The organism is Streptomyces sp. NPDC019890 (assembly GCF_044903445.1).
Classification (GTDB): Bacteria; Actinomycetota; Actinomycetes; order Streptomycetales; family Streptomycetaceae; genus Streptomyces.
Genome location: NZ_JBJDQK010000005.1, coordinates 533,180 through 540,364, shown reverse-complemented (window position 1 = coordinate 540,364; position 7,185 = coordinate 533,180). Strand labels below are relative to the sequence as shown.

The 7,185-nt window shown below is 64.5% G+C and carries 9 protein-coding genes; 3 read left to right on the top strand and 6 right to left on the bottom strand.

All coding sequences use genetic code 11. From position 1 onward, the window contains the following. The 3 genes from ACI2LP_RS17535 to ACI2LP_RS17525 all read right to left on the bottom strand — a co-directional run. The coding region (locus ACI2LP_RS17535) for a dihydroxyacetone kinase subunit DhaK (RefSeq protein ID WP_404725383.1) at nt 1-201 on the bottom strand (201 nt) is incomplete at its 3' end. Continuing rightward, nucleotides 198-971, bottom strand: coding sequence for an MIP/aquaporin family protein (locus tag ACI2LP_RS17530; protein WP_404725382.1), 774 nt, complete (start codon nt 969-971; stop codon nt 198-200). The genes ACI2LP_RS17535 and ACI2LP_RS17530, both read right to left, overlap by 4 nt. 334 nt (nt 972-1,305) lie before the next feature. Further along, entirely contained in the window at nt 1,306-2,085 is a 780-nt protein-coding gene (locus tag ACI2LP_RS17525) for an IclR family transcriptional regulator (RefSeq protein ID WP_404725381.1), read from the bottom strand. 60 nt (nt 2,086-2,145) lie between these two features. On the opposite strand from ACI2LP_RS17525, the gene dhaM reads away from it, so the two are divergent. The 3 genes from dhaM to ACI2LP_RS17510 all read left to right on the top strand — a co-directional run bounded on the left by dhaM (nt 2,146) and on the right by ACI2LP_RS17510 (nt 3,353). Continuing rightward, complete coding sequence (gene dhaM, locus ACI2LP_RS17520) at nt 2,146-2,538, top strand: dihydroxyacetone kinase phosphoryl donor subunit DhaM (protein WP_404725380.1); 393 nt, start codon at nt 2,146-2,148, stop codon at nt 2,536-2,538. Continuing rightward, nucleotides 2,522-2,821, top strand: coding sequence for an HPr family phosphocarrier protein (locus ACI2LP_RS17515; protein WP_404725379.1), 300 nt, complete (start codon nt 2,522-2,524; stop codon nt 2,819-2,821). Before dhaM ends, ACI2LP_RS17515 begins: the two co-directional genes overlap by 17 nt. A gap of 76 nt (nt 2,822-2,897) precedes the next feature. Further along, nucleotides 2,898-3,353 carry an ATP-binding protein gene (locus ACI2LP_RS17510; protein ID WP_404725378.1) on the top strand — a complete coding sequence of 152 codons (456 nt, stop codon included), beginning with the start codon at nt 2,898-2,900 and terminating at the stop codon, nt 3,351-3,353. A 490-nt stretch (nt 3,354-3,843) separates the two neighbouring features. Here ACI2LP_RS17510 and ACI2LP_RS17505 read toward each other — a convergent pair whose 3' ends face one another. The 3 genes from ACI2LP_RS17505 to ACI2LP_RS17495 form a co-directional block, all read right to left on the bottom strand. Then, nucleotides 3,844-4,194 carry a hypothetical protein gene (locus tag ACI2LP_RS17505; RefSeq protein ID WP_404725377.1) on the bottom strand — a complete coding sequence of 117 codons (351 nt, stop codon included), beginning with the start codon at nt 4,192-4,194 and terminating at the stop codon, nt 3,844-3,846. 236 nt (nt 4,195-4,430) lie between these two features. Continuing rightward, entirely contained in the window at nt 4,431-5,300 is an 870-nt protein-coding gene (locus tag ACI2LP_RS17500; protein WP_404725376.1) for a hypothetical protein, read from the bottom strand. A gap of 382 nt (nt 5,301-5,682) precedes the next feature. Next, entirely contained in the window at nt 5,683-6,426 is a 744-nt protein-coding gene (locus tag ACI2LP_RS17495) for an ATP-binding cassette domain-containing protein (protein ID WP_404725375.1), read from the bottom strand. Nucleotides 6,427-7,185 lie beyond the last annotated feature (759 nt).

The following is a 7,185-nucleotide window of genomic DNA, read 5'->3' as shown; positions in this document are numbered from 1 at the left end:
GCCCGGTCCCACGAAGCCGCCGTGCAGCGGCTCGTGCCCGGAGCCGCCGCCGGAGATGAGGGCGACCTTGCCCGTCCTGGTGCCGCCCGCGCGGGCGATCACCTTGTTCTCCGCGTCGACCTTCAGATCCTTGTGGGCGGCGGCGATCCCGGCCAGGGCCTCCTCCAGCACCGCCCCAGGATCGTTGATGAGCTTCTTCATGACAGGGCTCCTTCGGAAGTGGCGGGCTGGGCGGCCCGGTTCTCGGCCGCGCTTGCGGCGGCCTTGCGGTTGGCGTTGAGAGCGGTGTAAAGGACGCCGGCGGCGAGGGCGCCAGCCACCTCGGCGGCCAGGTAGACAGGCAGCTGGTCCCAGTGGACCGTGCCGTCGAACAGCTCGCCGGTGATCATCGGGCCGAGCGTCCTGGCCGGGTTGATGGATGCCGCGGTGGCGGGCGCCACCGGGATGATGATCGCGAACACGCCGAGGCCGATGGCCAGACCGGCGAATCCGCCGGCCGCGCGCCGGTCGATGGCCCCGAAGACGACGAACGCGAGGATGAACGTGCCGATGGCTTCGGCGAAGAAGGCCTGGCCGGCGCCGACATCGGTGCCGTAGGCGGCGATACCGAGGCCGACGTCGACCGCCTTCTTCCCCAGCACGCCGACGATCGCAAGCGCTCCCAGCACCGCACCGGCCACCTGGGCCGCGATGTAGCCGGGGACGTCCCGCCAGGGCATCTTCTTCGTGGCGGCCAGCGCCAGCGTGATGGCCGGGTTGATCTGACAGCCGGATATGTGACCGATCGCGTAGACCATGGCGATGACGGCGGTGGCGAACGCGAGCGAGATCATTCCCAGCTGCGCCATGGTGAACGGGGCGTCGCCGCCGACGATGAGCGTTGCGGGGACCGAACCGACACCGATGAACACCAGCACCGCGGTGCCCAGCATTTCGGCGAGAAGCTTCTGAGGGTAAGTGTTTTCTTCCATTGATGGCGCCCAGCGCCGTGTGGCGCGTTGGGCGTCTCACCTCCTCCGCGTGGAGCGGGCTATGAAGGGAGGTGGCCGCCAGGTGGTCAGGGTCGGGCAACCTGGCGGCCGGCTCAGGGGAAACCGGGCAGCTTGAAGCATCCGGCCGTAAGAACGTTCATCATGGATGAATGTTGTTCCGGAAGTTAAGCCCGCGTTTCCGACCTGTCAAGAGGTTCGGCAGCCATCGCGTTCCGTCCACCAAGGAAAAGGCCCCACGGCGGCGTGCCGAGGGGCCTGAATCAGGGGGTGAGGTGCGGGAAAGAGGACAGCCGCTACCGGCTGCGGGGGCGGATCAGGCCATCGTGGTGCGTGCGGCCGCCCCCCTGGGGGCACCCAGGTCGCGGGAGAGGTTGCGGGCGGTCTCCCGGACCGCGACCGCAAGCTCCTGACGTGCTGATTCGTCCAGCAGTCGCTCGACAGGTCCGACGACGCCGAGTGCGCCGACCACCTCGCCGGAGCGGTCGAAGACAGGAGATGCGATACCCGCGTCCCCGATCGCGGACTCCTGGTCCTCGATCGCGTACCCCGCCCTGAGGACCTCCTTCAGGTGGCCCGCCAGCTCCTCCGGGTCGGTGATGCTGGCGCCGGTGAGGACCGCAAGCTCGCCGGCGAGCAGCCACTCGCGCTCGTCAGCGGGAACGAAGGCCACGATGGCCTTGCCCAGGGCGCACGTGCTCCACGGGATGCTGGCGCCCACTTCGAGGATCTGCACAGCTCCCTCCGGCCGGAAGGCATGGTGAACCACCAGGACGTGGTCACTGGTGAGCACGGCCACCCAGACCGCCTCGTTGGTCCGGTTCGCGAGCTGATCCGCCCAGGTCAGCGAGCGGGTCCGCAGCTCCTGGGTGTCCAGGTAGGCGTTGCCCAGCTGCACCAGGTCCGGGCCGAGCTGGTACTTCGAGCTGTGCCGGTCCTGCACCACCAGCCCCTCGGCCTCCAGCGTGCGCAGCAGCGCATGCACGGTCGGCTTGGCCACCCCCAGGCGGTCGGCCAGCTCGGTCACACCCAGCCGGGGCCCTGTGGACGCGAGCTCCCGCAGGATCTGCACCGCTCGCTGTACCGCCTGCACCATCGAAAGTTCTCCTCGATTCAGTATTGATGAACAGCGTTCTGAGATTTAAGGTAACTGTTCATGAACGCATCTGTCGGCATCGTACTCGTGTCCCACAGCGCCGAGCTCGCCGCGGGCCTTCGCCTGCTGGTGGAGCAGATCGGCTCCGATAATGTCCCCGTCGCCACGGCCGGGGGGACCGCCGAAGGCCGGATCGGCACCAGCTACGACCTCGTTCTCGCCGCGATCCGGGATGCCGATCGCGGAGGCGGCGTTGTCGTACTTCCCGACCTCGGCAGTTCGGTCCTCACCGCCCGCACCGTTCTGGAAGACCATCCCCGCTCCGACGTGCTGATCGTCGACGCGCCCTTCGTCGAGGGGGCTGTCGCAGCCGTGGTCACCGCCGCATCCGGCGCCGACCTGGAGACCGTTTCCAAGGCCGCCAAGGAGGCCCGCAATGTCCCCAAGCTCTGACGCAACCACCACGACCGCCACGACCCCGTCCAAACACGAGACCGCCGTCGTCCTGCCCGCCAACCTCCACGCCCGCCCCGCAGGTCAACTCGCCCGGGCCGCAGCCCGATTCACCAGTGCCATACAGCTGGAGTACGCCGCCCGGACGGTGAATCCGACCGGAGTCCTCGCCGTGATGAGCCTGGGTGCCACCGCCGGAAGCACCGTGAACGTCCGCGCCGAAGGCCACGACGCCGAACAGGCCGTCACGGCGTTGGCCCGGATCCTCGCCACCGCCGAGTAACCGACCACCACCAGCGGCACGGAAGCAGCCGCCGCTATCCGACATGCGAAGCAAAGACCAGTGGAGGTGGCCGAGGGTGAGCGTCCCCGCCACGAGCACGTCTGACGCCGATATGACCCCGCCCTCGCGGGCCGAGCACGTCTGTGCGCTGCCGCACATCCTCGAGGCCGTCTCCGCCGTACGTCGGCGCGCACGCACCGTCCTCGCCCAATGGCGCGTGCCCACCCAGACAGCCGACGATGCCCTCCTGGTGATCTCCGAGCTGACCACCAACGCGATCGTCCATGCACTGCCCCCAGCAGTGCTGCGGTTGTCCATGCCCGAGGTCGGCAGCCGCCTCGCCCTCCGCATCGAGGTCACCGATGCGGGGCCGGTACCTCAACGGCGCACGTCGCCCGACGGCCCCCACCTCGCCGAACACAAGGAAAACGGTCGCGGGACCGGCATCGTCACGGCCCTCTCCACACGACACGGAATGTCCTGCCACCCCGAGAGGACCACCCGATGGGCCGATCTCCACATGGGGACTTGACCGGACCCAAACCCCGAAGACGGTGTCCTATGTGGTGAGGCGGAGGAGTCGCTTGTAGCCAGTCTGGAAGCCGGGAGAGCTGTCAAGGGTCTTCCCGATCGAGTGCAAAGGCAACCACAGCAATGCCGCCACCTCGCATGACCAGTTCGCTTCTGCCTCGGCTCACGTAGAGGAGGTGCACATCGGACCGTTGATCGCGTACGAGCCAAGAGCTGCCAGTGATCAGCGGTCAGGGGTTTCGCCGTCTTCCTGACGACCCCCTGGCAGGAACAAGTACTCCCCGCCGTGGCGCGAAAGGGTGCGGTCATCAGCGTGATGCGGCTTGCTCGTCTCGTACCGCTATGACGGCGGCGTCACGTGTTGGCCCACAGTCCGGTGGGTCGTCCATGGACCGCGAGCGTAACGGCTGTTGGACCAGCATGGTCGCGAACCGCAGGTTCATCACCGGGGGCTAAGCGATCCCGCGCGAACGTGCAGGGAAGCTGAGAGGTCAGGAACTCTCCTCGTTTTCCCTGCTGCTGCGCAACAGGGGGGCGCGGAACAGCAAAGCTGTTCCCACACAAAGGAGCCCCAGCGCGCATCCTGCGGAGAACGGATCGCCACCTTCATGGAGTGACCATGCCCACCACACCGGTCGATGTCCCTGCATACCGAGTGACGCGATGAAAAAAGGCACGAAGGTGCTGATAGCAGCAGCAACCCGGTAATTCGTCAGCCAGCGGATCGTCAACCCGAGACCCAAGTACCCCGCCACATTACGGCCGACCGCAATGCCATCGGGAACTATTGGGGCAGAGAGTAGCGCGACCGCGGCCACTGTCACCACGAAGAGCGCGTCCATGACGGAGACAGACCGGACCGCGACCTTTTCCACAGCATGGTCGGCACGACTCTGCCCGTAGAGAACTATAAGTGTCGGCAGTATAGGAGCTAGGTAACGCAAAGGCAGTCCCGAAGCTAAATTACCTCCGATTGACGGCAGCGGCAGAGAAGACGACGGAATGACAACTGCCACGCAGCCGACGAGAAGCAGCGACCCGAAAACGGCCGACGTTGCACGTACCCGCAGCCACCAGTTCACTCGGCACTTCCCGCGTAAGCCGAGGGATCGATGCGAGGTTTGGTCACGCAGTCGTTCAGTGCCGCTCGGTTTGTCCGGTACCAGTTCAGTTGGGCTTCGGCGGGGAGAGAACGTACCTGCTGGACAAGAGACAGGGTCTTGCCTCCGTCGCCGACGACACGCTGGGCCACGTCGTCCGCCCGGCCTCCAGCCGTAAGTTCAAGCCACGTCGCCACCGGCGCACCCGCGCGACCGCCAGGCCAAGCGCCCTTCTGAGCACAACTCGGCGCATCCGTAGGCATAACGCTGGCCACCAAAGAAGCGAGGACCCTAGCCCGTGTTGGGCCGACGAATGACGGCGTATAGGTCTTCGGCAGAACAACGCCAGCTTCTTTGAGGCGCTTCGTTCCTTCTTCCAGCCAGCTCCTGAACTTACTGGCGTCTTGCTGTTGTTCGGGCCACAGGCAGATGCGGGGCGTGCCCGAAGAACAACTCAGCGCGCTGACATCACGATTCCGGGTCGGGTCGTAGCCCATCGGCATCACCATCGGCACGGCGACGGCACAGGCAACCGCCACTGGCACAAGCGCCAGCAATCGGCGCATCACACTTCGCTCGCCGACGATGACGAGAACCGCCAGGAAGAGTCCCAAGGTGACGATAGTGGGAGCCAGGAGCGCGCGTGGATCCAATGTGCGATCAACGCCACAGCAGTCGCCCAGGCTGGTGCCATTCAAGTGCCGCAGCCACAGCGGATCCATGGCCACGGGATAGGCAAGCCACAAGAAAGCGCTGACAGCCACCACAGGCACCGCAAGGATTCCAGGCAGGCGCCAACCCACGGCGTACCCCAGAGAGGCGTATGCGCAGACCATGAATGCCAGCATTGCAATGACCCTGAAGTCCGGGACTCCCGGGGCCCCCTTGGCTCTCTCAGCTACACAGACGAGGGCCCAAGCAATGCAGAGTATCCCTACGGCCCCGACGACACTCAATTGCTGCAACATCACGGCGAACGGCGAGCGCGCCGCCGCCCCTCCGTCTGCTGCTATCTGCGAACGTTTGAGCCGGACGGCCTCCCAGGTTCCCGCTGCCGCACAAAGGGCAACAGGAAAGATGCCGATATAGGATATCTGAGCTGTCGCTGCTTCCCAGTACCCAACGGTGAAAGTAGAGTCGGGAGAGCGGGAAATGAACCACATCCAAGCAGCGACAGGTATGAAGCCCCACACCGCACCCGACGTGCGTAGCAGTGACCGCCAGGGCATTTCAGACCTCCCTGCTTATATACCCGATATATGCAGCCTCGGCCAGCCGCCCGGGAGCAGCATCGGGAGGTGCTTCGGCAAGGAAGCGAGGAACTGTTCCTTGGAAGCGAACTACTCCTCCGTCCAGCACTATCACCGTATCGAATATGTCGGCCAGGTCTTCCGTCTGATGAGTGGAAACGATGAAACTCGTGTCCTCGGAAAGCTCTGTCAGCAGATCGCGGAATATGCCACGCTGGTGCGGATCCAGCCCAGCCGTCGGTTCGTCCATGAGGACGACGTCAGCTCCATGAACAAGCGTCTGCGCAATTCCGAGACGCCTCAACTGACCGCCGGACACCTCACGCCCACTCCGGTCTCCGAGTTCCGCCAGTCCGACGCGATGGAGCGCGCCTGCGGCGGCATCCCACGCATCCCGCCTGCTCATGCCCTTCAACCAACCTGCATAAGCGACCTGCTCGCGGAGCTTCAATCCAGCGACAGGTTTTACATGCTGAGGCAGCCAGCCAACCGCCTTGCGGTATTCCTTGCGGAATTTTCTGGAGCTAGGCGTCAGCCCGTTGAGGCTGACGTGCCCGGACAGAGGGGTGAGGGCCGTGGCAGCGATTCCAAGGAGGGTGGATTTGCCGGCGCCGTTAGGACCGAGCAGGACAGTGCAACCTGAATCAAAGGTAAGTGACAGATCATCGAGCACGCGTCGCGTGCGCCGATATCCAAAAAAACAGTGGCTGATATCGAGTTTCATGAGACCTCAAGAGATGAAGTCGGGGCTTGCCGATTGGCAAGCCCCGCAGGGTTCACTGAGCGACGGCTACCAGTAGATCCCGACATTCCTCACAGAGATTACATAAGGACCTTCGTAAGCGAAGTAGTACGTCCCACTTTCCACATCCCCCCAGCTGCTGGCATTGCAAGTGTTGATCCTTGTCCCCTTGTTGACATCGGGGAGTCCCCCTCTCACCCGATACAAAGCGATTGGCGCCGAGAATCCGCCAGCTTTATCCGAGTCACAGTTCAGGGCGAACACGACCCTGGTCGCGACTCCATCAAGGTTTCCGTCACCCCAACGCTGGGACTCCGCGCCGTAGCGCCATGCGGAAATATAGGTAGCCCTGCTGCCCTCAGCATGAGCCGGGATAGCACCAGCTAACGTGATTGTCGCAGCGAGCGCGGTTAGCGCAGCCGCCCGCTGTTGAGTCCGACCGCCAAGTTTCGCCACCGTGAGTCTCCCATTCCTTTTACGGAAGAGTGGGACGGTGCCGTAATATCGCACCGCCTTGAAGGTTGCGCATGAAATGAACGGGCCCCAGACGAAATCTCAGTTTCGCTTACCCAAGGGGCGAGTGGAGCCGTCGTGGCTCGATAGAGCTTTTGGCTCGCGTGGAGAGCAGGGGCGACCATCACGATGGTCGCAATCTTCTTGCTTATTCACCCCCGGCGCACACAAGACCCCCACTTGTGTGTGCCACAAAGTTACATTGTCATACCGAGACACAGCAAGCGC

What these genes read in the sequence shown, in the direction of transcription:
- ACI2LP_RS17500 (WP_404725376.1), bottom strand. Translation starts at nt 5,300, where the DNA reads ATGCTGGCATTCATGGTCTGCGCATACGCCTCTCTGGGGTACGCCGTG.
- ACI2LP_RS17515 (WP_404725379.1), top strand. Translation starts at nt 2,522, where the DNA reads ATGTCCCCAAGCTCTGACGCAACCACCACGACCGCCACGACCCCGTCC.
- ACI2LP_RS17530 (WP_404725382.1), bottom strand. Translation starts at nt 971, where the DNA reads ATGGAAGAAAACACTTACCCTCAGAAGCTTCTCGCCGAAATGCTGGGC.
- ACI2LP_RS17505 (WP_404725377.1), bottom strand. Translation starts at nt 4,194, where the DNA reads ATGGACGCGCTCTTCGTGGTGACAGTGGCCGCGGTCGCGCTACTCTCT.
- ACI2LP_RS17525 (WP_404725381.1), bottom strand. Translation starts at nt 2,085, where the DNA reads ATGGTGCAGGCGGTACAGCGAGCGGTGCAGATCCTGCGGGAGCTCGCG.
- ACI2LP_RS17495 (WP_404725375.1), bottom strand. Translation starts at nt 6,426, where the DNA reads ATGAAACTCGATATCAGCCACTGTTTTTTTGGATATCGGCGCACGCGA.
- dhaM (WP_404725380.1), top strand. Translation starts at nt 2,146, where the DNA reads ATGAACGCATCTGTCGGCATCGTACTCGTGTCCCACAGCGCCGAGCTC.